This window comes from Pseudarthrobacter sp. NS4 (assembly GCF_024758005.1).
Taxonomy (GTDB): domain Bacteria; phylum Actinomycetota; class Actinomycetes; order Actinomycetales; family Micrococcaceae; genus Arthrobacter.
Genome location: NZ_CP103288.1, coordinates 3,314,937 through 3,339,424, shown reverse-complemented (window position 1 = coordinate 3,339,424; position 24,488 = coordinate 3,314,937). Strand labels below are relative to the sequence as shown.

General features: G+C 65.4%; 17 protein-coding genes. 9 read left to right on the top strand and 8 right to left on the bottom strand.

Features of this window, described 5'->3' with window-relative positions; all coding sequences use genetic code 11:
* Nucleotides 1–1,887: a trypsin-like serine peptidase gene (locus tag NXY83_RS15745; protein WP_258803134.1), complete on the top strand. Its 1,887-nt coding sequence runs from the start codon at nucleotides 1–3 to the stop codon at nucleotides 1,885–1,887.
* 38 nt (nucleotides 1,888–1,925) lie between these two features.
* Nucleotides 1,926–5,108: an ATP-binding protein gene (locus NXY83_RS15740; RefSeq protein ID WP_258803133.1), complete on the top strand. Its 3,183-nt coding sequence runs from the start codon at nucleotides 1,926–1,928 to the stop codon at nucleotides 5,106–5,108.
* 59 nt (nucleotides 5,109–5,167) lie between these two features.
* Here the strand turns inward: NXY83_RS15740 and NXY83_RS15735 are convergent, their stop codons facing one another.
* From NXY83_RS15735 to NXY83_RS15715, 5 genes are all read right to left on the bottom strand, one after another.
* Nucleotides 5,168–6,511 carry a hypothetical protein gene (locus NXY83_RS15735; RefSeq protein WP_258803132.1) on the bottom strand — a complete coding sequence of 448 codons (1,344 nt, stop codon included), beginning with the start codon at nucleotides 6,509–6,511 and terminating at the stop codon, nucleotides 5,168–5,170.
* Nucleotides 6,512–6,553: 42 nt separating this feature from the next.
* A complete protein-coding gene (locus tag NXY83_RS15730) occupies nucleotides 6,554–8,563 on the bottom strand; it encodes a CHAT domain-containing protein (protein WP_258803131.1) in 2,010 nt (669 codons plus the stop codon).
* 153 nt (nucleotides 8,564–8,716) lie between these two features.
* Entirely contained in the window at nucleotides 8,717–10,768 is a 2,052-nt protein-coding gene (locus tag NXY83_RS15725) for a DNA/RNA non-specific endonuclease (protein WP_258803130.1), read from the bottom strand.
* 70 nt (nucleotides 10,769–10,838) lie between these two features.
* Nucleotides 10,839–11,672: a M28 family metallopeptidase gene (locus tag NXY83_RS15720; RefSeq protein WP_258803129.1), complete on the bottom strand. Its 834-nt coding sequence runs from the start codon at nucleotides 11,670–11,672 to the stop codon at nucleotides 10,839–10,841.
* Nucleotides 11,673–11,826: 154 nt separating this feature from the next.
* The gene (locus NXY83_RS15715; protein ID WP_258803128.1) at nucleotides 11,827–13,911 is read right to left on the bottom strand and encodes a M36 family metallopeptidase; all 2,085 of its coding nucleotides are present in this window, start codon (nucleotides 13,909–13,911) and stop codon (nucleotides 11,827–11,829) included.
* A 263-nt stretch (nucleotides 13,912–14,174) separates the two neighbouring features.
* Here NXY83_RS15715 and NXY83_RS15710 point away from each other — a divergent pair, with 263 nt between their 5' ends.
* Together NXY83_RS15710 and NXY83_RS15705 are read left to right on the top strand one after the other, a co-directional pair.
* Nucleotides 14,175–14,549: a hypothetical protein gene (locus NXY83_RS15710; protein ID WP_258803127.1), complete on the top strand. Its 375-nt coding sequence runs from the start codon at nucleotides 14,175–14,177 to the stop codon at nucleotides 14,547–14,549.
* A gap of 135 nt (nucleotides 14,550–14,684) precedes the next feature.
* Nucleotides 14,685–14,876 (top strand): DUF397 domain-containing protein, encoded by a 192-nt coding sequence (locus NXY83_RS15705; protein ID WP_258803126.1) that lies wholly within the window; start codon nucleotides 14,685–14,687, stop codon nucleotides 14,874–14,876.
* A gap of 23 nt (nucleotides 14,877–14,899) precedes the next feature.
* On the opposite strand, the gene NXY83_RS15700 is transcribed toward NXY83_RS15705, so the two are convergent.
* Both NXY83_RS15700 and NXY83_RS15695 read right to left on the bottom strand, forming a co-directional pair.
* On the bottom strand, nucleotides 14,900–15,844 hold the full coding sequence (locus tag NXY83_RS15700; protein WP_258803125.1) for an NAD(P)/FAD-dependent oxidoreductase: 945 nt from the start codon (nucleotides 15,842–15,844) through the stop codon (nucleotides 14,900–14,902).
* Nucleotides 15,845–15,889: 45 nt separating this feature from the next.
* On the bottom strand, nucleotides 15,890–16,687 hold the full coding sequence (locus NXY83_RS15695; protein ID WP_258803124.1) for an AfsR/SARP family transcriptional regulator: 798 nt from the start codon (nucleotides 16,685–16,687) through the stop codon (nucleotides 15,890–15,892).
* Nucleotides 16,688–16,942: 255 nt separating this feature from the next.
* Here NXY83_RS15695 and NXY83_RS21105 point away from each other — a divergent pair, with 255 nt between their 5' ends.
* Together NXY83_RS21105 and NXY83_RS15690 are read left to right on the top strand one after the other, a co-directional pair.
* A complete protein-coding gene (locus tag NXY83_RS21105) occupies nucleotides 16,943–17,269 on the top strand; it encodes an FHA domain-containing protein (RefSeq protein WP_397427383.1) in 327 nt (108 codons plus the stop codon).
* A 507-nt stretch (nucleotides 17,270–17,776) separates the two neighbouring features.
* Nucleotides 17,777–20,500 carry an FG-GAP-like repeat-containing protein gene (locus tag NXY83_RS15690; RefSeq protein ID WP_258803123.1) on the top strand — a complete coding sequence of 908 codons (2,724 nt, stop codon included), beginning with the start codon at nucleotides 17,777–17,779 and terminating at the stop codon, nucleotides 20,498–20,500.
* 286 nt (nucleotides 20,501–20,786) lie between these two features.
* Here NXY83_RS15690 and NXY83_RS15685 read toward each other — a convergent pair whose 3' ends face one another.
* A complete protein-coding gene (locus tag NXY83_RS15685) occupies nucleotides 20,787–21,758 on the bottom strand; it encodes a hypothetical protein (RefSeq protein ID WP_258803122.1) in 972 nt (323 codons plus the stop codon).
* Between the two features lie 342 nt (nucleotides 21,759–22,100).
* Here NXY83_RS15685 and paaA point away from each other — a divergent pair, with 342 nt between their 5' ends.
* Genes paaA through paaC form a run of 3 tightly spaced genes read left to right on the top strand, consistent with a single transcriptional unit; the run spans nucleotide 22,101 to nucleotide 24,486 of the window.
* Nucleotides 22,101–23,126: a 1,2-phenylacetyl-CoA epoxidase subunit PaaA gene (paaA, locus tag NXY83_RS15680; RefSeq protein WP_258803121.1), complete on the top strand. Its 1,026-nt coding sequence runs from the start codon at nucleotides 22,101–22,103 to the stop codon at nucleotides 23,124–23,126.
* Nucleotides 23,123–23,575, top strand: a complete 453-nt coding sequence (gene paaB, locus NXY83_RS15675; protein ID WP_258803120.1) for a 1,2-phenylacetyl-CoA epoxidase subunit PaaB — start codon at nucleotides 23,123–23,125, stop codon at nucleotides 23,573–23,575. The genes paaA and paaB overlap by 4 nt, the downstream gene beginning before the upstream one ends.
* Entirely contained in the window at nucleotides 23,572–24,486 is a 915-nt protein-coding gene (paaC, locus tag NXY83_RS15670) for a 1,2-phenylacetyl-CoA epoxidase subunit PaaC (RefSeq protein ID WP_258803119.1), read from the top strand. The genes paaB and paaC overlap by 4 nt, the downstream gene beginning before the upstream one ends.
* Nucleotides 24,487–24,488 lie beyond the last annotated feature (2 nt).

Below are 24,488 nucleotides of genomic sequence, written 5' to 3'. Positions count from 1 at the left end.
ATGCCGGCATCGTGGCCTGAAGACGTCCTCAAATTGTCGCGGTCGGTCGAGCCCGACATCCCACGCATCAGAGCGGTCCTTGACCAGCTGGGTATCCTCAATGCCGATTACGAAGACCCCGCCGACTACGTTGCGAGCGCATTCGTCAACGCAGCGGGCAGGGGGAAGGCGCTGGCCTTCCAAGCGGCGCTCGTCAAGGCGGGCCTGACAAAAAGCGGTGCGCATCGAGGCCCGGTCGATATCGAGCGCGGGCTCTTCGACCGGCTCGCCTCGCTCCAGGCGTTCTCCTCCAGCGTGTTCACTCCGGTGGACGCGAGGGTGGCCGCACGGCGGATGCTCCTGGCGTCCGACCTCGTTTGCCGCATCGACGTGGATGATACACACGGAAGCGGCATCCTCGTGGCACCCACCCTGATCGCCACCGCCGGTCATGTTGTACAGGATTTGGTTGAAATCGACGAGCACGGTGTCGCGGCGGCGACGTCCGACTCGACGAGGCAGATTACGGTGACGTTCGGGGATGTGGCCGACCTGCTGGACGGCCAGCAGCCGCCGATCCGTCTCCCTGGCACGGTTGCGCCACTGGCCACGGACTGGCTCGCCTTCTACAGCCCTCCCACCTCGCACGAGACCGCCGGTACAGGTTTCGTCCTGGACAGCATCGAGGGCATCGACCCGCAACTGGGGCCCTGGGACCTTGCTATCCTGCGGCTTGCGGAAGCGAAAACGGTTCGTCCCATGGCACCGAGCCAGCGGCTCCCGGTCCGCCCCTTCCAGGTGCACGTACTGCACCATCCCGACGACGGCACAGGCAAGAGCCTGCCCCTGCTGTGGTCCACCGGCCGGGTGGACCGCAGGCTCGGCAAACCGCCCCTGCGGCTCCTCCACTCAGCCAACACAGCAGGAGGTTCTTCAGGTGCGCCGATGTTCGACGCCCAATTCCGGGTGATCGGGCTGCATCAAGGGGGGATGCCTCCCGGGCAAGGCGCCGAGGACAAGGCGTGCAACCGGGCCGTGCCGATCCTCCGCTGGGCACCAATGCTCACCGCATTGGAACTCCCCGACACGCCACCGGCCGTGATGACGGTGCAGGCAACGGACGAGAACGGCAGCACTGTAACCCGCCACGTCATCGGCCGGCATGAGACCCAGGTGCGGATCTGGCGCAGCGGGTCCCCGCTCGCCACCCCGGCGGAGCGGCTCGTTGCCGTCTTCGGGCAACCGGGCCTGGGGCTGCGCTTCACCAAGTACCTCGTACACGCGCTCGTTACGAAGATCGGAGGAGCCTACGCATCAATCGATGTCGCCAACTGCCAGAGCGACGACGCCGTGACCTTCGCGGGCAAGATCGCAGGTGCCTTCGCAGCCAAGACCAGGGTCCGTGCCACCAGCGGACTCACGACCCAGCAGCGTGAGGTGAGGAACCAGACGGCCCCCGCCCTCGCGCAGACGCTGGCGGCGATCGCGAAGCACGGAGGGGTTTGGCTGGTCCTCGAAGGATTCAACAGGGCAGCCTCCCGCCCGTCCGCAGCTGTGATTGACCTGGTACGGCAGCTGATCCAGGACCTGCCACGGATGCCCGGGGTCCGGCTCGTCCTCGTCGGGTGGCAGGAGTCACTGCCAAGCGGCTTCGAGGCCAGCGCCGAGTATCTGGATGAGCCATCGGCTGATGACATTGCCCGAACGCTCCTGCCGGCAACAGCGTCACCGGACATGTTGGCATCACTGCGTTCGCTCATCGAGCACAAGCTCGCCGAAGCCCGGCAATCCTTTCCGGCGGCGGGTCCCTACGAGCTCGCCGAGCATGCCCGGGCGGCAGTAGCCAGCGGTGATGCCGGCGCCCTCCTCCGTGCATTGCTCGACGTACCCGGAAGTGATTCCAGATGAGGGAGAACCACAGCGGCATCGGACCCCAGGGACAACCGATGCCGGCAGATCCGGCCTTGCGGGCGTTCGTAGAGGCGTGGTCGGCGCGGCCACCCGCGGAAATCGCGGCCTTCGCGGCGAGCCTGGCCCTGGATGTGCAGCCGCAGACGCCGCAGAGGGTGGGATCTTCCGACGCCGACCGGGTCCGGGCGGTCGCGGCGGTGAGCGGAGCGGTGCGGCCCGGTGCGCTGATCGCGGATCAGGACCCGTCGGACGGGGCCAAACTCCTGGGGAAAATTGCGGACGAATTTGATCGCTCCGTGGTGGCGGGCCACATGACGTGGACACTCCGCCTGCAGCCGCGGTCCGCAGTGCTGCGTCGGCTGCGCGATCACCGCACTGAACTCGCCGACGTCCTCCACCAGGCCACCAGGATCGAGACTGACCCGGCCGGGCGGCTCCTGCGGCGCCTGCTCGAGCGAACGCCGGATCGTTGGCACGGCGGGCAGCTCCCACAGGAAGTGACGGCTGGCGTGTCGAATGCCGACCTCGCCCAGGTGCTGCTGTGGGCAGCCGACTTCGGGGACTTTGGCGCAGACCTGGAAAGGGCAACCAGCCGGGCTCACACCGAAACGATCCTCAACAGCTACGCCGGCCTCCTCAAGCACGGCCTGGTGGGGCGGGAGCAGGCAAAAGCGCAAGTGGAGGCGTTCATGGACGCCCCCCGCAAAACCGGGGACTGGAACGTCCCGATCCTCACGCTGACCGGAATCGGCGGCGTCGGGAAGTCAACGCTGCTGGCCGATATCCTCCGCCCACGCCTCACAGCGCTCCTCTCCGGGGCCGGGACCTCAGGCGTCGTCGTCATCGACCTCGATCGGTTGGCCTTCCGCCCGCATGCCGAGACGGAGCTGAGCTATGAGGTGAGCCGGCAACTTGAGGTCGCCTGGCCGGAGCTTGCCAAGAAGATGGCCGAGGCGAGGGCCGCGGAGACAGAACTGCGTCTGGAGCGCCGGGAATTCGCCGCCGGTGCGAGCCCCGACGCCGAGACCTCCTCCCGCAGCGGTTCCTCGTTCGAGTGGAGGATCAGGGAAGTCCTGAGCGGGTCGGACCGCGGCTCTGAGCCGGTGACACTGATCCTGGACACGTTGGAGGAGTGGCAGCGCACCCGTCCCTTCGCCGGCCCCCGGGACAGCTGGAACAATCCCGAGTATGTGATGACTGAATGGCTGCAGGGCCTGCGCTACAACATGGGCCTTGAAGGACTTCGCGTCATCGTATCCGGCCGTGCGCAGTTCGGCTCTGTGCCCGGTGCGGACATCGAGCTGAGCGATCTCGACGCTCCATCAGCCAGGGACCTCCTGGTGCGGCTCGGCGTCGCAGAGGATGCGGCACCCCGGCTCGAAGCCATGGTGGGCGGCAACCCGCTCAGCCTGCATGTTGCGGCGCGGTTCGTGCGCAGGCTGAAGGCGGGCGGGCGTGAGTCCTTCCTGGGCGGCGGCAGGCTCGATCCGGCACTTGATGAAGTGCTTCGGCGGGCCGTGCTTTACGACCGGTTCCTGCACCACATCGGCGACGAGGACGTCAAGCGGCTCGCCCATCCAGGGCTGCTGATCCGGCGCGTTACCCCACAGATCGTCAAGGAAGTGCTGGCCGGGCCCTGCGGGTTCAAGAGCATGAGTGAGGAGCAATCCGAGCGGCTTGTTGACCGGCTGGCAGACGAGGTATGGCTGGTCCGGCGTTCCGACGACGGCAGCCTGAAGCATCAGCCGGAAGTGCGGCGGCCGATGCTCGCCATGATGTCACGCGATCCGAAGATGCGGGAACAGATCAGGAGCATCCATGAGCGCGCCGCACTCTGGTACAACCCGCACCCGGACCTCATGGAGCAGCCAAGCACGGGAACCGTAGAGGCGTTCTACCACCGGATGATGCTGAGCACCGGGGAGCCGCCGATCGTTGGAGACTGGTCATTGCGCGGTTATCCATCGGCTGAGCAGGATCATCACGCACGCTTCGCATGGGCGCTCGGTGAGAGCGTGGCTGAAATGTCTCCGGCCGTTGAAGCGCAGCTGCGCCTGCTCCGCGATGAACGGCTGACGCCCGAGCTGGCGGAGTTGCTCCCGGATTTCCTATGGGAACGCCATGTGGAGCTGACCGGAGCGTCCCTTGTTGAGCTCGATGAGCCGGGCGCTGCCATTGAGCTCTACCTGCAAAGGCAAAGGCCGGGTTCTGCAGCCCGGCCAGGTTGGCTTGCCCAAGCGTTCTGCGACAGCGCCCGGTGGGATGATTACGCTGCCACGGCAAACATGTGGGACATCGCCCCGGCAGGCCGCCACGACTTCGTGAACCTGATGGTCGCTGGGGATGAGTCCGCGCGGGCAAGGCTGCTCCTGCCCGCAGACGACGGATCAACGGACGACGACGGCGGCTTCCTCCGTGCCTTCATGGTCGCCCTGGGCAGGGCACAGGCAGGCCGGGGCGTGCACGGGGTTCGGCCGCCCGCGATGTCGCGTCGGAAGGACATCCCGTCGCTGGCCTTTCCTGTCGACCAGCTCCGGCAGTTCATCGTCCACCTTCTCACCGGTGCCCCGCTTCCCTGGCGCGGCGGTAAAACCCCGGTCTTCCCCGACCTGGCCGGCCTGCTGGTGCCCGATCCGCGGGTGATGGAGGCATTCAGCTCGCTCACTGTGAACTCGGGTTTTGACCGGGTGGCCCGTGAACTTGAAGACCTCGCTTCCCGCGCAAAGTCCGAACGCCGGGGAAACACGTCCGGTGTGCAGTCGCACGACGTACTCGGTACCCTGGCCGCGCGGATCGCGAAGAACCGGTTCGGGTCGCCGGCGTCCCTGGACGACATTTCGGTCCGTGACGCAATACCTGCCCTCCGTGGTGACAACCCGGAGTTGCGTCCGGCGATCCGGCACGTGCTGCAGTCTGTGGCGCCGGGCGACGAGTGGTTGAAGACGCTGGGGGATGTCGCGGCGGCACTGCTGCCGGTTCCGGTGCTGGACCTGCGCCCGGATGCGCTTCCGCTGCTGTCCGAACCCACTTCCCGGAAAACGCTCGTCACCCTCGTGGAATACGTGGACCGTTCACGCATCATGCGGCAATTCCTGGACTCAGCGCAGCAAGCGCACCCGCAGCCGCGCCGCCTTGGCTCCCTGGTGCGGGCCTTCAACCGCTGGGACGACGCGCATTACCGGCTCCTGGCCGAACTGGAGGGCAGGAGCGCGGGGTAGCTGTGCTCCCCGGGCCAGCTCGGCTTCGTCCGGGGAACACAGCACTCAGTTCCGGGCACTCAGTTCCGGGCCAGGGCGGCTTGCCAGGCCAAGGCTGCCATGGCCGGGTGCGTAATGTCGCTGTGTGCGCCGCCCGGACCGCTGATCCTGCTGATCACGGACGACGCGTCGATGTTGTAGATTCCTCCGGGCTTCAGCCGGTAATCGGTGTTTTCGTCGCCGATCCCGGCGTTGTTGGCGTCTTTCACGCCCTGGATGCCAAAGGCCCCCAGGCCGCCGTAGCGGGGGAGGTCCCCGAGGAGGACCTGCCCGGCAATTCCAGCGCCCATAGGATAGAAACGCCCCACTGCGTAGTCGAAGGTGGACCGGGTTGTGACAATGGGGCCACTCACCAGTTCCTCGCGCACGATCCGGTGGAAATGTCCGGGCTGTACCTCGTCAGGCACGGCCCGCGCATAGGCCCAGAGGGACAAGGCACCCTGTACCAGGAACAGCGAATCCACCGGGCGGACTGCACCGGCTCCGTCCTTGCCTGCCACCGCTGCGCTGACCACGATGCAACCGAAACTGTGGCCCATGAGGTGGAAGCGCACGCTCTCGTCCGCCGTGCGCTGCAGTTCGCGAAGCAGCTGCGCCGCACCGTTCTCGCCGAACGTCAGGGCGCGGGCTTTCATTGTCCAAAACGAGAGTTGCCGGAAAGGAGCGAGGATGGCGTCCTTTATCCGGTCGGATGAAAAGTCGTCGCCGAGAAGGCCCGACGCGCTGTCGGTGTCTTCAAGCGCTTGCTGAAAAACCTTCTCCGCATCCCACGCACCGGCGGGCGCGTGGTCCTCATCCGGAACTTCACCGAGTTGCAGCTCACGCCGGAGCGTGAAGTACGCGGCCTGGACCTCGTCGGCCAGATGCGCGTCGTCCCTGTGATCAGCTGCGGCGGCTTCAAAAATAGTGCGCAGGGCCACCCGCGTTTCCGGCGTATCGGTCAGGATGTTGGCGTATCTGTCCACGGCATCGTCCACGGTAATCGCATCCGGTGGTGCTGCCGTTTCCCCGCCCAGTAATCCGTTATGTCCGGAAGCAGTGAGCGTGTTGTTGCCCCATGCTTTGCTCGGCCAGTGCAACCCGATGATCAGGGCTCGAAAGGGGCGTGCTATTGAGGCAGGACGGCAGTCCCTGCTCATCGCCACCCACGCGTCATACTGGGCCATGGCGCCCATGGCATCGGAGTTCCAGCCGTGGCTCAGCAGGAAGACGTCGGTGATACCAGCCCCCGCGGACGCCAGCTCGGTGCGTACGGCGTCGCTGTCCAGCGTGTCTCCGCTTTGCAGGATTTCAGAACCGTGCTTGTCGTAGTGAATAAGGTGGTAGGACAGGTCGGTCCTGTCAGGGATGCGCCTGATTGCCATGGGGTGTCCTTTCTGGGGCTGGGGAATAGTTCGAAGAGGAAATTAGGTGCTGGTGCGGCTCATGGCGGGCTGCACCCGTGTGTCGCCGTCGCAGTGCACACCGTAGATGAGACCGAGCGGATTGCCGTGCTGCTCAAAGAATTCGCGCCTCATGCCGAGGAAAACCTGGCCGAGGGAGCCACCGTCCAGGAACCGGTCAAAGAAGGTCCTGGCCCATTCCGCGGCGAACAGGGCAGGAGTCTTGCATTCGGTTCCAATGACGCCGCGAGCACCCTTGGCCATGAAATACGGCACGAACCCGTCGTAGAACAGAGGTGACAGTTCCGCGGATTCGCAGGCATTGATGAACACCAGCGGGTTGCCCACCAGCTGCACGCTTGTGGGTGCTTCCAGGTTCAGGTCCCCGAGTGTGACGCGTTCATCGCCGGAGAGCACCATGTACGAAGCGTCAGGCCCGTCGGCGACTAGCCCGGCCGCGACCGCATGGCAGTAGATGTAGAGAATCTGGTCCGGCGTCGCGCCGTCTTTTAGTGCATTGACCAGCTCCTCGCGTTTGGTGCGGCTGACCACGTTGACAGGTGGTTCAAAGTCGACGGCGGTTCCCCAGTAGGACACCTGGCGGGCTACGAAATCAGCGTGCATCTGCTTGTCGATGCTCTCGTTGAAGTTCACACTGACGGACAGCCCTGCCGACCCGCTGTCGATGACACCGTTGAGCGTCGACAAGGTCGTTTGAAGCGGAATCTGCTCGATGACGTGACTCATCCCCAGGAACCGCTGCCAGTCGATGGCGTCGGCCTTCCACCCGTCGTCGATATAAAGAAGTCCCCAGGGCACCGGAAAGTTGCGGGTCACGAGCTGGATCTTCAGCACCTCGTCCGTGCCGGTGGTCTGTTGGCGCAGCCAGTCCCCGAGGCGCCGGGCGTCCGCACCACCGGCGGGGTGGTAGAAGATTTTTTGATAGAGGCGGAATCCTTCCCTGGCGAGGAGCCGCAAGGCAGCCTCGCGGTCCTCCGGAGGGATGTCGAGCTGGGTCCGGAATTTTTGCTTGCCCACGACGTCCAGGAGCGTACGGCGCACCTGGTCGATGGCCGATGCAAGCTCCTGCTCCTGGATCGGAAGGTGTACGCGGGCCGCCGTCGCTCCCCACGCGGTGCAGTTGTAACCTCCCCCAGGCGCCGGTTCGATGGCGAGACCGATGTCGCGTGGCTGGAGCACGGCGGCATCTGCAATGGGCCGGCCGAGCGAGGACGTCTCCAGGGGATGGTCAGCAGCGACCCCTACATCGATGGTCACAGTCAGCTGCTGCAGGAAGTTTCCTGCGTGATGTACGGTCGCCACCAGCTGGTGCCGCCCGTTCCTGCGCGGAATGATGTCGAATCTGGCCTTGCCCTGGGCGACGCCCGGCCGGCGGAAGCGCAGGGGGCGGCTTCGCTCGAGGACGTCAAAATTTTCGCTGTCCAGTTGCACAGTGAGGATGACCTCGTCAGTTTCCGGGGGAAACAGGAACTTGAAGGGCGCCCCATCAGCAATGAACGTATGTTTAGCCGCCTGGTCGAGGCTGAACGCGAGGGTGTAGGTGTCGCCGATAGCCAGGGGTTGGGAGGGGTCAGCATCCTCAAGTTCGGCGTTCAGCCACGCCTGCACCGGGTTCGACGGCGGCGGCGCGGCTTCTTCACCACCCGGCATCCCTTCCAGGACTTCGCCCTCGTCGCTGCCGTATTCAGCGCGGCTGGGCGGGGCATTCTGCCCGATCCAGTTTTCGAGGCGCTGCGCCAGGGCATGATCCTGCCGCAACACCTCCTCGAGCGCATGCGAGAACGCGTCAAGAGCTCGATCATCAGCGGGCGTTCGCTGCAGTTCCGCCCATGGTGTGGCAAGTAAGCCCTGCTCCTTTGCTGCGTCCTCGATCATCGCGCGGAGGTATGAGATGGCCGCGGATGCACTGTCCCCGGCGTCAGCGGAGTGGCCGGAGGCGCGGTTCAGAAGGTCCAGCCGCAGAGCGTCGGCCGCGTGCCAGGCAACCCGCTCAACCGTTGTGTCCGGGTTCATGCGCCCCACCTCCACTTTCCCAGGCAGGAACGCGGCCGGTCCCTGCGACGGGGCATCCACACATCATGCAAAGACTGTAGATAGCGGGCGTTACTCCGGCGTTACGGACCTCATGGCTCTTCCAGGCAAGGTTCCACCCTGGTTCTGACGCCGTTAGCGTCCGATGAACCGGATCTGCCGGACGTCGGTCAGTTCGGAAACCACGCCTTCAACGTCCTCGATGGGGTCGAGTGCGGCAAGCGGTCCAAACGAGAGGCCAGTGCGCTGTTCGATCGAGGCAATGGACCGCTGGGCAGTCTTGTGCTTGCCGAACACAAACTCCTCTTCCCGCAGGAAATCCTGTTGGGACATTGTGTAGCCGGTGGCACACAATTGCCCGGTCTCGTCGTGGATGAAGGCGATGACCTTCCAGAACTCGGTGGGGATCTTGACCCCGAACCGGATCGGATCCTCGCTTGTGAGGAACGGGCCGGTGAAGACGGAAATCCTCATGTCGTCCTTGCGGGCGTTCTGGAGCGCGTAGTTTTCGAGTTCGAGCCAGATCCCGCCGTTGAAGGGCTGCATCTGGGGGACAGCGTTGGTGACGTGCATGGAGTCCGCATTCGCCGTCGACGCCGACTCCAGGGGACCCCACACCGGGTCTTCGCGCCGGGTCATGTGGCCCCTCGAGAACTTCGGCTCGGCGCCGTAGCACTCCTTGTGGATCTGCGCGCCGATGGGGACGCGCGGATCCGTGCGCCACCCCACGCGGGGCATCGAGATGGAGTGCAGCCCGTCGATGTTCACGGCACTGAACAGGCACAGCCGGCGGCTCCTGCTCATCATGACGGCGAAATGTTCGTACCGCAGCACGTCGTCGGTTTTTCCGTCGACGGTGAACGTGAGGACGTCATCGCCCCGGCTGGTGACCGAGGGCAGGGGTACGGTAGCGCCGAGGAAAGTTTCCTCGTAGCCCAGCCGGTCCCGGTAGTCGGCCGGAACGCCTTCCGTGAATACTTCATCACTGGTATCGGCCGCTGTTGATGACCCGTCGGTAGCCCGGCCGCGGTGGCCGTTGCCATCGTCGGGGTATGGGGTTCCGGCTTCCACCGTCACCCGCAGGGGAACCACGAACGAGAATGTGGCCGCCGGGGGAGTCACGGACGCCTGCTGTAGTGCCGGCGTGGGGCGGTCCGGAACCGTCTGATGGGCAGGAGCCGGCCGGCTCCTGCCGTTCAGGACCTCGTCGAGCCGCTCCGCCACAATGGTGCTGGGTACTGCAAAGTTGCTTCGAAGGAAACGGCCCGCGAAATGCAAACCCACAGCCTCGCCCGTCGTGAGGGACAGCACCACAGATCCGGAATTGCCGCCCAGCGTCGAGCAGTCATGGCGGACCGACGTCGAATCCGACCCGATCAGCTGTCCCGGAGCGAGCCGCTTCTTGTCGTAGACGTTCCCGAAGATTTCGGCCATCAGCTGCTGGTCCGGAATACGGCTGTCCCGGGCCGGGTAGCCGATCACTGCCACCATCCCGTCGTCGTCGGAATGGGTGGAAAGGCCTATCGGCGTTGCAAGGGAGTGCGCACTGGTGGGGGTGACGCGCACGAAGGCCAGGTCGGGTCCGTTTGCATCCTCGATGTGCAGGATGCGGTTCAGCCGGAACGTCCGTTCGCTGGTGCTTCCGATTTCTTCCAGGAAGTCGATTGATGCCTGCATCCTGCTGCCGCCAATTCCCTGCTTGAACACGAATGTTGTGCCGTCGTGGCGCCCGAACTCGGCCGCCACGTGGCGGTTCGTGACCACAACATCCGGGCCCACCAGCCAGCCTGTGCCGAGCCAGGCCAGGGAATGTCCCTCGACCTCGATGCGTCCCACCGCCCGCGCTGCGCGCACCAGGCGCGGAGAAGCGTCCCGGAGGCGTGACTCCCACACGCTGCTTTCCGGATCGGAGAAGACGAGTTGCGCTTCATCGTCGACGACGGCGAGCACGGGCCGCCCGGTCCGCAGGACGATGGTCTCCTGCGCGAATTGGATCCGATCGACCGTTTGTCCATCCACCTCGAGCGTCGGTCCGGGACCCGGCTCAGCTCCTTCGAGGACACGGCTGCCTGGTTCCGGGGCTACGTCCGTTGCTGCGCGGCGTTCGAGCATTTCCTCGCCCAGCACGCTGTCCCGACGTTCGATCCGGGCGTTGGCGGCCTTGAGCCGGCCAATAAGGTCCTCCATGTGCTTGCCTCTCAGTCGAATGGTGGGATGAAGCAGTCTCCGGGCCATAGGGGTGCAATCCCTGCGGTGTTCAGGCCGACGCACCGAGCATTCCCGCCACCGCGGAAGTGTTCATCCGAAGGATGCTGATGGCCAGCGAAACATCCAGTCCGGTGAGGGTGTCCCTGGGGGTGTGCTCGTCGATGTTCAGTTGGTCCTCGCCCTCGATGGTCAGCACGGCAGGAAGACCGGCGTCGATGAAGGACACATGGTCCGAAGCGAAGGGCTCAAGCGAGACGAAGACTTGCAGGTCCGACGTGTCCTGGGCCGCTTGTGCCAAGGCGTCGATGACGTGTTGGGAAACCGCTGCACCCTCCAGCAGGACTGAGGGCGTGGCGGTGTTGAGCCGGCCGATCATGTCCATGTTGACCACCATGGTGATCCTTGACCGGTCAGCTTCCGTCAGGCCGGCCACGTGGATGCGGCTTCCGTGCAGCCCCTGTTCCTCCCCGCCGAACACCACCAGGCGCAGGTCGTGCCGGGCGGTGACGGCGGCCAGCACGCGGGCGATTTCCAGGACTCCGGCGGCGCCCGAGGCGTTGTCGTCTGCCCCGGGTGCCGGTGCGTTGACGCCGCCGGCCTCGTTGACCGAGTCGAGATGCGCGACGACGTATACCAGCCGCCGCTCGTCGTCGGGGTCGGTGCCGGGCTTTTCGGCGACGATGTTGAGCGTCTCGCGGCTGCCGACGGCGACCGGCTCTTCGCGGGTGGCGTAGCCAAGCCCGGTCAACAGGTCGGCGACCGTTCGTGCCGCCTCGCGGTACGTCGTCGAGAACGAATGCCGGGTCGGGTGGGCGGTGAGGTCTTCGAGGACCTTCCGATAGGTGTCGGCGGATACCTCATCCACCAGCCCGGTTGCCGCCATTCCGGCTTCGCGCCGCGGGCTTGGCTCCTGCCGCGGCAGCAGTACGGGGCGCGGCCGCCCGTTCAACCTTCGGCGGCAACTTGAAGGCGGCACTGGTACTTTCATGGCGCTCCCCGTGATCGGCTGGTGGAGGGAATGTGGCGGCTGTGGGCCGCTAATTGTCCGGTATCTCGAAGCTCTCCACCACACCGGTCAGGTCGGTGGAGTTTTGAGCCGGTGCAACTGCCCCCACTCCCATTCCGCGTTTGCCGAAGCCTTCCCAGACTTCGGGCAGGTCCCCGGGGTCGAGGGCGGTTACCGCCGAAATGATTCCGTCGCGGGCGTGGATGAACGTTGGCCGCGACGGCGTCAGCTTCAGGCCACCCACTACGTCCAGCAGTATCCGCCGTTCGGCTTCTTCGTGTCCGTGCTTGGCCACCAGGTTCACGAAGATCTCCCATAGTGCTGCGCACCAGACCTCTCCGGCGTTGTGCACAGCGCTGTTCGAACCGCCGGCGTTCGGACTGATGGGCGGACCGGCCGGGAGCAATTGTCCGGCGCTGATGTGGCGGAAGGTCAACGGGCTCTTGGAGATGTCCGCGCTGTAGGGGTACCGCCGGATCGAGTAGTAGTAGTTGTCGTTGAAGGTGGGGGTGAAGTCGGTCCAGCCACCCACCGGGAAGATCCCGCCGGTGAAGTCATCGTCGGGTTGGGACGTCATGCAGATGGCGAAGAAGTCACCCCAGCCCTCGCCCATGGCGCGGCCTTGCTGGTTGGTCAGGCCATTGGCATTCCCCACTAACCGGTTCGTGATGTAGTGGCCCATCTCGTGGAACGTGATCAGCGCCTCGTGGTTGCTGGTGCGGGTGGGTTTGTCCGGTTGCGGGCCGAGGAACTCGTACATCTGCATGCGGGGGCTTGCCCCGTCTGCCGGGGTGGACATGTTCGCGTTGTCTGTGCCGCTGAAATCGTGGCCTTCGGCCAGGATCGGATCGCCTCCGATGCCGCCGCGGCCAAAGTTGTCAGCCTGGGAGTTCCCGGCCGCCTCGTCGAAGCCGGCGTCGTACCAGCGGTCGTGGAGCCAGTTGACGTGGAAGAACATGCCCACAAGGCTGTTCTGGAGGTTTGTCGGGTCGCTGGCGTCCCGGGTGTGGTCGTAGGTGTAGTCGAAGGTGCCGGGTCCGGAAATCTTTCCCAACATATCGCCGTGGTCCAGTCCCGTTGGCGCCTTCAGGTCGGCGTAGGCGACGCAGTTGTTTCCCTGGGTTGTGGTTGCCTCCGGTGGAAGCCATGGGTCCCGGCCCGGGAGGCTCTCCAGCGTGACCAGACGTTCCGCGACCGTGTCTGCCTGGAAGCCGTCCGGTTTCCCAGTGGGGTGTGGGGTCCCTGGAGCCGGCCCGTCATGGGGCCTGAACAGCGTGTCTCCGGTGTTATGCACGCGATAGGTGAAGGAGGCACTTTCGCTGGACAGGTTTTTGCGGAACAGGACGAATGGGGTTTCCACGGAATCGATGACGTAGCTGAACGCTGGAAATCCGACAATCCACAGCTCAACGTAGTGGCCGGCGGCGAACTGCTGGTTTCCCAGCGGAAACATCACCTCTTTCAGCCTGATCGGCCGCTCAAACCGGGGCCGGGGGTCGTTCTCACCGGCCCTGAACTCAAAATGCAGGTACGGACCGCTGTCCGGCTGCGTTTCAGCACGCACAAAATCAGCGGCCTGGTAAACCACCCGGGTCAGGTCGAAGGCTGCCCGGGCGATCGCATCTTCCGGGGTCCTTGCCCGCGCAGCGCGGGACTGCCGGGCAGCGACGGCCGCCCCCGGAAAGAACTGCCCGGATAATGAGATCACGCCGTTCGCGTCATCGAGCGCAACCGTCACGTCCGAATTGAATACTTCAACCCCGCCGACAGTTTGGAGCAGCTGCGCCGTTTTAAGGCCTGTGCGGCTGACGGACCGTACCTCCACAGCCGCCGCGTCCTCTTCCGCGAGGTTCCAGACGGCACGCCTGTCCTGGACGAACTGACGCACAGCTTCACCCGGGTCCGAAGGACCGGGGGCAGACAGGCGGCCGCTGGGTTGCCGGCTGATGATCCGGTTGGGGAGCCCGGTGGTTTCATCCTCCTCGATGACCAGGTCCGGTACGTCAGCGGACAACTGGTCCCGTCCGCTGGTGGTGGACTCCGCGGACGGCCGTTCGGCGCTGCGTGCTACTTGAACCCCGCGGTCATAAAGGGCGTGATAATCGTCCGGGATCATGTGCCACCTCCATTCAGTGGTCGGGCCGGTCCTGACCACTGTAGTTTCCTGGTCTCTGCCTCGTCCCAGGTCAAGGACTGAGTGATCAGAAAAAAGTCTGCCGCGTCCGCGTCACATCAGCATCACGTTCGCGTCACCGGTGTGGATGCCGGATGCCGCCCGGACCACCGTGGTTGGGACGTGACGCTGCGGTGACGAGCCCTTGGCACCATGCCATAAGCGGGTCAATTCGGGTCCGCACAAGGCGCGCGAAGGGGAGAACCATGACAAATGCCACGACTGAAACCAACGAAGAGTACTCCGAGTTCGACGAGCAGGCAGTCTCGGCAACGCTTGAGGCGGCGAGGCAGCCGTTTGAAGGAAGGGATGCGCGGGCGGCGGCCGATCTCTCCGCAGTGGATGGCGGCGAGCTGGAACTCCGCGCCTCTTGCATTTCCGTCGTTTCCGGCAACCAGAGAGTTTGCCTGAAGCTTCCACTGGGGATCGGGCAGGTATGCGTCCCGGTGCCGTTCGATGTCCGGAACGGGACCGCAGTCCGCGCCTGTTTGAGCACCCGCACCAAGTGGGGCATTCCCACCGGCGTGTGTGTCAAGCTCTATGTCGGCGGCGAACAGATCGTAAGCAAGTGCTTCCCGTAAGCGTCTGACGTCACGCCTTTGCAGGGCAGCCTCCACAACGGCCCGGGGGAGCAGTAGCAACTACCCGGGCCGCTCCTGGGTCGGCACAGGCGGCCCCCACGAATTAAAGCGCCACGAACATTCAAGGGAGTAGAAGTGGATGACGAACTGAGCTTTGAACGCTCTTCCTATTGTGCCAACAGTTGTTGCCTTGAGGTTGCCCTGCTACCTGAAGCGGGCAGGGTTTTCGTACGCAATTCCCAGGACCCAGGACCCCGGATTGCGTTCTCCGCGGAAGAATGGCGTGCGTTCCTGGCCGGCGCCAAGAACAATGAGTTCGATATCTGATCCCTTGTTGGCGTAGCAGCAGTTCAGCTTTCCCCTGAGGTTCCCTGGCTGTCCCAACTCCTCGCGAAGATGTCCTCGTCCAGGAATGCTGCCGCCGTGACGCCACTGGCAATGGCAGTGGCTACGAAGGCCATGTTCCCGCCCGCCGGTGACGCCTTGGCCATGTCCCCCACGGCAAAGACGTTGGGCACGGAAGTCCGCTGGAAATGATCCACCCGCACGCGGCCATCGTCCCGCAATGTGCATCCGAGTTCGTGGACCAGTTGGGATCGCTGGCAGTATTTGGCAGCGACGAAGCCTGCACGGTAGGTCAGTGTTGTGATACTTCCCATGCTCAGGACCAAGCTGTTGCGGGCGGCCTGGATGCCGGTGACTTCGTCTTCAATGATGCGGATGTTGTTTTGTTGGAGCCTGCTTCGTGTCCCGGGGGATAGGCGTTGCTCCCCGTTGCAGCAGAGCTGTACATCCTGGCTGATGCGGTCATGCACGTAGGCGGCCATGAAGGCTGCCTGTTCTGTGCCGCCGAGCACCACCAGCGGTTGATCCCTGACCTCGTAGCCGTCGCACAACGGGCAGTGGAACAGCCATGTGCCGTAGGCCGCGTCAATGCCGGGGATCAGGGGGAGCTGATCCACAACTCCGGTGGCAAGGATCAGGTAGTCCGCAGAGAATGTGTGCCCTGCTGTCGACACCACGAACGTCGAATCCTCCACGAGGACCCTGGTAGCTTCCGCCAGCAGGAGTGAAACGGTGGGGAATTTTGAAAGCTCCCGGTGGCCCGCGTGAACCAGCCCCGCCGGCGTCATACCCTCCCGTCCCAACAGCATGTGCACGCTCGAAGCGGCAGCATTCCGCCGTTGGCCATTGTCGACGACAGTCACGTGCCTGCGCTGCCTGCCGAGCACCTGCGCGGCGGCCAGCCCGGCCGGCCCGCCGCCGATGATCGCTACATCGGCATGTGGCTGCACACCAGACCCCTTCCTGCAGGCGCCGCTGGGATTGCGCTCACGGTTTCAGCGGGCGCTGGCTGAGCCGGCGGCGGTCAACAGGAGTTCGTGCATGCGTTCGGAGAGCTGAGTCGGGATTCCAGCGTCGGCAAGGAGTCCCACGTAGCTGTTCACCTGCCGTCGGGCCTCGCTCACATTTCCTTCGGCCAGATGGGCGCGAATGAGGCAGCGGTGCGCGCTCTCCCGCAACGGATCACCAGCAATCGCCTGCAGCGCCGCCTCTATCGCACTGTCGAACCGCTCTGCGCCCACGTACCAGGCGGACATTCGTTCCAGGGCGTGGAGCCGGATCTGACGCTGACGTTCGCGGTCCAGGACCAGCCAGTCGTCGTACCAGGTGGGCAGCAGATCCCAGCTGAGCGGGCCCAACTCCACGGGGGGCGCCTCACCGGACAACCACTGATCCAGGCGTTCGCGCAGCCAGAGGATATCAACCTGCACAAAGGCAGCCAGGTACAGCCTGTCACCCGATGCTGCCACCAGCGGGAGCCCGTCGGGCCGTGGCAGCCTCCACAGTGTCGACCGCAGGCACCCCCGCGCCTGCACATCGTCCAGGTCGGGCCACAGCTGCCCGGAGACTGCGGTTCGCCTCAGGTCGTTCCGTAACGCCAGGAAGGCGAGCAAATGCTCAGCCCGCGGGGCCAAGTCCACGGTTGTCCCGCCAAGTCGCAGCCGGAAGTCGCCCAGGAGCCGAAGTTCCAGTGCGGCCCCACCGAAGTGCCCGGGGCTCGTCCCGGCCGTCCCCCCTTCAACAGGCCTGGCAGCGGTGCTGATCCCCCCGGACTTGATGCTCCCCAGTTCCATGGGATAGCCCCTTTCCCCTGCCCTCACCACGCCCGCTTCAGAAAGTCGACATTCAACCTCGCATCAATGCCCATGGCAGATCTCCCTTGTTCTGGCTAAGGCCGCGTTGCCGTGAAGGCCTGCGCGCTGTGGTGCAGGCCTTCGTGCATCGAGTGCACCACCCGCCGCGTTATTCCTGCGTTACCGTGGCCCCGGAGCGCGGCCCAGCATGCTCCACAGACTGGCGGCCTGCACCGTGGGCAGTGAGACCCGACCGTGAGCAGGGTGCACGCGGCACTGGCAGTGCACCCTGACGGACGTGTGTCCGTTCAGGATCTTGGCTCCAGCTCCGGAACGGCCGTCAACGGACGTCTCGCATCTGGGCGGGTTCTCCTCCGGTCAGGTGATGTTGTCTCCTTCGGCGGAGCACGATTCCAGTATCGAAAACGTGGAAGCCACGGCTGCCCTGCCCGTTCAGGGGGAACCGCGTCCACGGCCGCGCGAAGTGCGCATACAGGGTCAATACGAGGTAGAGAACCAGCACGCGGGAAGGCCTCCCTAGTAGTCAGCTCGCGGCACTATCGGGGCACATCAAGGACATAAAGGCGGAAGTCAGCAGCACACATCCCGAGCCTGAGAAAGTCGTGGACCCCCTTAGGAAAATTACGGAAATCGCGGGTGCGGCAGGTGCACTTGCAAGTCTCGGGGGGCCCATCCAAACCCTGATCGCCTGGCTCGGCCCGGTCGGGCAGCCGATAGCCAGGATACTCGCCGGCCTATGAGCGTGCACGCACGATGAGCTTCGCGAAGACACTTTAGGGTTCGAGGTGCGCGAGCCACGGAGTCTCCAGGGCGGCGGGGACGAACAACACCAGGCCCATGACGATGGCCAGAATGTGAGGCAAAAGAACATTTCCTGAGGTGGTTCAGGTAATAAGCCGCGACCTCAATTTCCAGTAACGGCGCAGTAACGCGCCCCTTGGCAGCCTGTTCCTGGAACGATTCCGCTGCAAAGGCGGAAGCGACCTCCCGCCCCGTGCGCGTGGCCGCCGAACCCGGCCCGATGGCCCGGGTGCCAGGGGAAACAGATGTATGGACAGGAGAAACGCCGTGAACACACTTAGCAGCGAAGGCCAGGGGGAACTTCCTCGTTCCGAGCCGGAGCTCATCGTCGTGCTTGAGCCGGGGAACGCGCGCCGGCTTGCCGAAGCTGTCCCAGAAGCTGCCGCAGAAGAGGGACCAGGGCCGGTGCCTGAATCCGGGCTCTCCGCCCTGGCAGGGCCGCTGTCGGATGTATTGGGTTCACATCATGCTGCGCTAATCCCCCTCTTCCCGCAGGCTTTCGCTGAAAGCGGCCGGACGCCGTCGGACCCGGCAGAGGAAACCCCGGAGGGCATCGACGAGGGCAGCCCGGCAGTGCCGGGGACGCAAAGCAACGAGGAATTGCAGACTTTCTTCCGCGTCGAAGCCCCGGCCGAGGAGCTGGAGACCATCGCGCAGGAACTCCGGGGCAGTGACGGGGTGGCAGGGGCGTACGTGCGGCCGCCCATCCTGCTGCCGACAATCCAGGCTACGGCTGCTCCACTGAACACGATGGTTCCCAGGCCTGAGGAGCCGGCGCCCACCACCCCGGACTTCACTCCGCGCCAGGGCTACCTGGATCCCCCGCCGGCCGGGGTGGACGCACGGTTTGCCTGGACCATCGCAGGCGGCCGGGGTGCCGGGCTGCGGATTGTGGACTGCGAGCACGGCTGGCTGCTGGACCACGAGGACCTGATCGTCAACAACGGGGGCGTTGTCAGCGGGACCAACAACGCCTCCAATGACCATGGCACCGCCGTTTTTGGCATCCTCGGGGGAGACCGGAATGCCAAGGGAGTCACTGGTATTGCGGCCGACGCCTGGCTGGCGGCGTCGTCCTGGACTGCCCAGGCGGCGGCCACCGCCATCACCGAAGCCGCAAACAGGCTGAGGCCGGGAGATTTCCTGCTCCTTGAAGGCCAACTGGGTGGACCCAACCACACCAATTCGAATTCGGATGTGGGCCTGATCGCCCTGGAATGGTGGCCGGACCTGTTTGCCGCCATCCGCGCAGCCAGCAACCGCGGCATCATCGTCATTGAGGCCGCCGGCAACGGGTTCCAGAACCTTGATGATGCTGTCTACAACACCCCGCGGAGCGGGTTCCCGTCCACCTGGCGCAACCCGTTCAACACGGCAAACCCGCAGTCCGGGGCTGTCATGGTGGGGGCGGGCGCACCACCGGCCGGTTTCAACGGCAGTTCCTGGGGCCCGGACCGGTCGCGCCTGGATTATTCCAATTACGGGAGCCGGGTGGACGCGCAGGGCTGGGGCCGGGAAGTCGTAACCACCGGCTATGGGGACCTGCAGGGCGGCGATCCGCAGCGCCGGTACACCGCCGGATTTGCCGGAACCTCCAGCGCGTCCCCCATTGTGCTTGGCGCCCTGGCGGCTGTGCAGGGCATCGCCACCGGGCGGGGACCGCTGCGCCTGACGCCAGCCCGGGCCCGGTCACTGCTGAGGATGCTCGGATCGCCCCAACAGGCAGCTCCCTCGCGTCCCGTCACCCAGCGCATCGGCCACCGGCCTGACGCCAAACACCTTCTGACGGGGATGAAACGGCTGAGTATCCGGGCAGGGGACTTTGACGGGGATCGCCGCGGGGAGGTTCTGGTGACCAGCCCGTGGGGCATCGGCATACTGAAGCAACAGGGCAACACCCTCAGCAACCCGGTGATCGCCCCGAATGGGACCCGCTTTGGCGGCTGGCTGCTGAACACTGCGGACAACCTCATCGGGCCGGTGGCGGATTTCGACGGCGACGGGCGGGCGGAGATCCTGGTGACCAGCCCGTGGGGCATCGGCATCCTCGAACAGGCAGGGAACACCTTGGGCAATCCGGTGATCGCCCCGAACGGGACCCGTTTTGGCGGGTGGCTGCTGAACACCGGAGACAATCACATCGCTGCGGTGGCGGATTTCGACGGCGATGGGCGGGCGGAGATCCTGGTGACCAGCCCGTGGGGGATCGGCATCCTGAAGCAACAGGGCAACACCTTCAGCAATCCGGTGATCGCGCCCAACGGCACCCGCTTTGGCGGGTGGCTGCTCAACACCGGAGACAATCACATCGCTGCGGTGGCGGATTTCGACGGCGATGGGCGGGCGGAGATCCTGGTGACCAGCCCGTGGGGGATCGGCATCCTGAAGCAACAGGGCAACACCTTCAGCAATCCGGTGATCGCGCCCAACGGCACCCGCTTTGGCGGATGGCTGCTCAACACCGCTGACAACAAGTTCGGTCCCGCGGCCGACTTCGATGGCGACAGGCAGGCGGAGATCCTGGTGACCAGCCCCTGGGGCATCGGCATCCTCGAGCAACAGGGCAACACCCTGGCCAACCCGGTGATCAAGCCCAACGGCACCCGCTTCGGCGGGTGGCTGCTGAACACGGCAGATAACGAGTTCGGCCCGGTGGCCGACCTTGACGGGGACGGGCGGGCGGAGATCCTGGTGACCAGTCCGTGGGGCATCGGCATCCTCGAGCAACAGGGCAACACCCTGGGCAATCCGGTGATTCAGCCGAACGGCACGCGCTTTGGCGGGTGGCTGCTCAACACCGCTGACAACCGCCCCGGTGCGCTTTCCGATTTCGACGGGGACGGGCGGGCGGAGATCCTGGTGACCAGCCCCTGGGGCATCGGCATCCTGGAGCAGGCCGGAAGCACGCTGGGTAACCCGGTCATCAAGCCGAACGGCACACGCTTTGGCGGATGGTTGCTCAACACCGCGGACAACGAGTTCGGCGTCTAAGCACGCCTGCAGACGTAAGCCCGGGGTCCGGGTGTCTGCTGAGGTCCAGAGATTTTCTTCCATGTATGGGACAGGACCTGGACCTTCTGCGGCCGACAGTGTAGTCCCCTCCGGCAGGAAGCCTCGTGCCTTCTTCCATGCCGAGCGGGTGGCTGTGTACTCGGGGCTCCTGGGTGAGGCGCAAGCCTTCCAACTTTCTGCAACGCGGTACCCCAAAATCTGCGGCCTTCGCTGCGCATATTCCCTCACGAGACCGAAATACCGGTAGCGCGAGGGAATCTGCGCGTCACCGTTGCATTTGCGCGTCGATAACGGCGGAGCGCGTACGACGGCGGGACACACCGGCCGCTGCCAACTTACGTTCCAGCGTCCCCGCCATGAGATCCGCCCAGTCCCAGCGGACCACGCCCGTTCCCGTGGCGCGGATGCGGTTTTCGCGGTTCTTTTCGGCCACAACAGCCTGGGACGGGGTCCGGCCGTTGAGGTATTCGGGTTTGACGTACTTCGTCTCGCCGTCGAACTCGCCAACTACCCTGGACTGCTTCCAGTGGAAGTCTGCGTAGCCCACCAGGCCGCTGGCGTCGTAAATCTCCTGCTGGAGTGCGGGGGCTTCGAAGCCGGCCAGGTGGATCAGTGCCCGGCTTAACGACTCCCCGGCCGAGCCGGAAGCAGGATCAGCAAAATCGATAACCGTCCGGATCCTCCGCCCCGCGGCAGCGGAATAGATCGATCCGATGCCGGCCTCCAGTTCCGCCTTCGTCAAGGCGGGCAGCCGCCGGGCACGGTCCGGCTGAAGCACATGGTCCATGGGCGCTACGGCTTCGGCGAATGGAATGAACGCCGCCAGGTCCAGGACGGTGCGGATGCGGTCGGTGACCAGCAGGCCCTCCCGCCTGACTACGTTCATGCCCGCAGGTGTCGCAAAGTGGCGGCTGACGCCGGCACGGGACCGCCCGCCGTCGTTCTTCGTCGTGAGGACCTGGACCGGGTGGTGCAGGCCAACGGTGGGTATTCCCCACACGCTGGCGGCAGAGCGCCGGGCGAAGACTGTGGGTTTCTCGAACGTTTCAGCAGCCGCCTGGACGCGAAGGCGGTATTGCTCCCACGGTTTCAGATTCCGCCACACCACCCCGTTCACATAGACGCCGTGCCGGACGCGAACCAGCGTTCCGGCCTTCACGCGTTTGGTGAGTTCATTCGGGGTCAGCCCGTGCAGGAGACGGTCGCGGGACAACAGGAGTGGTGGAAGATCCGGCATGGACCGAATTTGTCAGCTGTGCGCCACCCGGTGGAAGTGGTGCCTGCCGCTATGTGCAGAAGTGCTGGCGACGCGGTTGTTCCCTCCCGACCCGCACATGCCCTGACGCACCCGATATGTGGGCCGCGCAGGGGAATGTCCGCGTCGAAACCGGATTTGCCAGTCGCGGGGAGGGAGGAGCTGGAGGGGGCAAGACGCAGGGAGGGTACGACGGCGGCGCGCACCTTCCGAGGGAGGGGAACACACCACGCGCTTGACGCCCCCAAACGCTTCCGCATATCCTGAACGAACGGTCGGTAAATAATTCCGCACGTCCCAGAAGGTCATTGCATAGGAGCAACCATGGCAGCGCAGAACCTGCAGTCAGTGCCCGCCGAGCCAACCCCCCGTAAGCAAGTCGGGCAGGAGGAACTGGAGGCGGAAGCCCAGGCCAACTTCGACCGCGTCATGGCCGAGGACTCACGCATCGAGCCCAAGGACTGGATGCCGGCGGCCTACCGCAAGACCCTGCTGCGCCAGATCTCCCAGCATGCCCACTCCGAGATCATCGGCATGCAGCCCGAAGCCAACTGGATCTCCCGCGCCCCCAGCCTCAAGCGCAAGGCCATCCTCATGGCCAAGGTCCAGGACGAGGCCGGCCACGGGCTGTACCTCTACTCGGCCGCCGAGACGCTGGGCCAGAGCCGCGACAAGATGATGGCGGACCTCATCGCCGGCAAGGCCCGCTACTCAAGCATCTTCAACTACCCTGCGCTGACCTGGGCGGACATGGGCGCCATCGGCTGGCTGGTGGACGGCGCAGCCATCTGCAACCAGGTCCCGCTCTGCCGCGCCTCCTACGGCCCCTACGGCCGCGCCATGGTGCGCATCTGCAAGGAGGAGTCCTTCCACCAGCGCCAGGGCTTCGAGATCCTCCTGGAACTCGCCAACGGCACCCCCGCGCAGAAGCAGATGGCCCAGGACGCCGTGAACCGCTGGTATGCCCCGGCCCTGATGATGTTCGGCCCGCCGGACGACGATTCGCCCAACTCCAAGCAGTCCATGGCCTGGAACATCAAGCGCTTCAGCAACGACGAACTCCGCAGCCGCTTCGTGGGCATGATGGTGGAGCAGGTCAGGGTCCTGGGCCTCACGCTCCCGGATGACCAGATCCGCTTCAACGAGGACACGAAGAAGTGGGAGCACGGCCCGCTGGACTGGCACGAGTTCCAGGAAGTCCTGGCCGGCCGCGGCCCCTGCAACGCCCAGCGCCTGGAGCGCCGGAGGGAAGCGCACGACGACGGCGCCTGGGTCCGTGAGGCAGCGTCCGCGTATGCGGACAAGCAGCGGGCAAAACAGTCAAAGAAGACGAAGGAATACGCAGCATGAGTCCCCACGGCAACCCGGAAGTTCCCGCAAGTTCGGCCAGTGAAGTGATCCGCGGCGCGCAGCATGTGCCGGCCGGCGCCCCCACCCCGGAGGCAGCCGCCAACGAGGCCAAGGCCGCCGCAACAACCCAGGTCACGGACAACCAGCCCGCGGCTGACCACACAGACCGCGGCGCCTGGGGCCTGTGGGAGGTCTTTGTCCGGTCCAGCCGCGGCCTCAGCCATGTCCACGCCGGCTCCCTGCACGCACCGGATGCCGCCATGGCCCTGCGCAACGCCCGCGACCTCTACACCCGCCGCAACGAGGGCGTCTCCATCTGGGTTGTCCCGGCCGAGGCCATCGCCGCCAGCGACCCGGATTCCAAGGGATCCTTCTTCGAGTCGCCGCAGGGCAAGGACTACCGGCACGCCACGTACTACACCAAGAGCGAAGGGGTGAAGCACCTGTGAGCACACCCCCAACGAACACCAATGCACCAGAGACAACTGGCCACGGCGACATTTCCAACGGTGTGGCCGGCGGCGACTCCAACGCCAGTGCCACCCGCATCACCCCGGGCAACGCCCTCCGCCCGGAGGACATCGCCCTCGAGGTCCGCACCGGAATCACCAGGCCGAGCGAGGACGTGGCCGAGTATGCCCTGCGCCTGGGCGACGATGCCCTGATCCTCGCCCAGCGCCTGGGCCACTGGATCTCCCGCGCCCCCGAGCTGGAAGAGGACGTGGCGCTGGGCAACATCGCCCTGGACCAGCTGGGCCACGCCCGGAGCTTCCTCAGCTACGCCGGCGGCGCCTGGGATAAATCCGAGGATGACCTGGCCTACTTCCGCCGCGAGCATGAGTTCCGCTCCGCCGAGCTGTTCGAGCAGCCCAACGGCGACTTCGCGGTGACCATCGCGCGGCAGTTCATCGTGAGCTACTACCAGTTCGAGCTGTACCGCCGCCTCACCGGATCCACGGACGCCACGCTGGCAGCCATTGCCGCCAAGGCCGTGAAGGAAGTGGACTACCACCGGGATCACAGCGCCCAGTGGATCCTGCGCCTGGCCGGCGGCACGGAGGAGTCCCGCACCAGGATGATCCACGGCCTGCGCCTGATGTGGCCGTACGTCAACGAACTGTTCCAGGACGATGACCTGACGCGCCGCCTCGCCGGGGCGGGCGCCGCCGTCGCGCCTTCCAGCCTGCGGGAGGACTTCGACCGGCTCACCGGCGAGGTCCTGGCCGAAGCGGAACTGGACGTGCCGGACGTTCCGGCAGCCCCCGGCGGCGGCCGGTACGGCAGGCACTCGGAGCACCTGGGCTACATCCTCGCGGAGATGCAGGTCCTCGCCCGCGAGTACCCCGGAGCAAGCTGGTGACC